This window comes from Pseudomonas sp. NPDC087639 (assembly GCF_044743385.1).
Classification (GTDB): domain Bacteria; phylum Pseudomonadota; class Gammaproteobacteria; order Pseudomonadales; family Pseudomonadaceae; genus Aquipseudomonas.
Window position 1 is genome coordinate 15,722 of the sequence record NZ_JBIUWI010000085.1, and the last position, 1,530, is coordinate 17,251.

The 1,530-nt window shown below is 58.6% G+C and carries 1 protein-coding gene and 1 pseudogene; one reads left to right on the top strand and one right to left on the bottom strand.

From position 1 onward, the window contains the following. Positions 1 to 277 (top strand): Arc family DNA-binding protein (locus ACIOVB_RS24595; protein ID WP_401271946.1); only part of this gene is annotated, 277 nt, incomplete at its 5' end. Positions 278 to 390: 113 nt separating this feature from the next. Here ACIOVB_RS24595 and mgtE read toward each other — a convergent pair. Continuing rightward, positions 391 to 1,530: pseudogene (mgtE, locus tag ACIOVB_RS24600) on the bottom strand (magnesium transporter); the annotation flags it as partial.

Below are 1,530 nucleotides of genomic sequence, written 5' to 3' on the forward strand. Positions count from 1 at the left end.
CGTCGTACGTCTGCCAGACGGAATGCGTGAACGCATTGCCGAGGTGGCTCGCAATCATCATCGCAGCATGAACTCCGAGATCATTGCGCGCCTTGAGCAGAGTCTTATTCAGGAAGGTGCATTGGGCGAAGAGCTGAGCATGCGCCTGGACAGCCCCGAGCTGTCGTTGCACGAACGCGAGCTGCTGCAACGCTTCCGTCAGCTGTCTCACCGTCAGCAGAACGCATTGGTGTCCTTGATCGCCCACGACGCCGAAATGGCCGCAGACGCGTCCTGAGTCATACCGAGCATCTCAAGCCAGCATGATTGCTGGCTTTTTTTTGCCTGAAATTAGAGTTTTCGCGAACACAAAAAAGCCCGCCGATTGGCGGGCTTTTTGTTTACAGCCGATCAGAGCAGGAAGATGGTCGCCAAACCAAGGAAGATGAAGAAACCACCGCTGTCCGTCATTGCGGTGATCATCACGCTGGCACCCATTGCCGGGTCGCGGCCCATCTTCGCCAGGGTCATCGGGATCAACACCCCCATCAGCGCCGCCAGCAACAAGTTAAGCGTCATCGCCGCCGTCATCACTACGCCCAGTGACCAACTGCCGTAGAGCAGGTAAGCGACCACACCGATCACCCCGCCCCAGACCAGACCGTTAATCAGCCCCACTGCCAACTCTTTGCGCATCAGGCGCGAAGTGTTGCCGGTACTGACCTGATCGAGCGCCATGGCGCGCACAATCATGGTGATCGTCTGGTTACCGGAGTTGCCGCCAATACCGGCCACGATCGGCATCAAAGCCGCGAGCGCCACCAGCTTCTCGATCGAGCCTTCAAACAGGCCGATCACCCGGGAAGCGATGAACGCTGTGATCAAGTTGATCGCCAGCCACGCCCAACGGTTGCGAAGCGATTTCCACACGGAAGCGAAGATGTCTTCCTCTTCACGCAAACCGGCCATGTTGAGGACTTCGCTTTCGCTCTCCTCACGGATCAGGTCAACCATTTCATCGATGGTCAGACGACCGATCAGCTTGCCGTTCTTGTCGACCACCGGGGCGGAGATCAAGTCGTAACGCTCGAACGCCTGAGCGGCGTCGTAGGCGTCTTCGTCGGGATGGAAACTCACCGGATCACTGGCCATGACATCGGCCACCTGCTTATCCGGATCGTTGACCAGCAGACGCTTGATCGGCAGCACACCCTTGAGCACACCGTCGTAATCGACCACGAACAGTTTGTCGGTGTGACCAGGAAGCTCTTTGAGACGGCGCAGGTAACGCAGAACCACCTCGAGGCTGACATCCTCACGGATCGTCACCATCTCGAAGTCCATCAGCGCACCGACCTGTTCCTCGTCATAGGACAGGGCCGAACGCACGCGCTCGCGCTGCTGGTTATCCAGACTCTCCATCAGCTCATGGACGACGTCTCGCGGCAGCTCGGAGGCCAGGTCAGCGAGTTCGTCGGCATCCATGTCCTTGGCGGCAGCCAGGAGCTCGTGATCGTCCATGTCGGCGATCAGCGTTTCACGGACGGACTC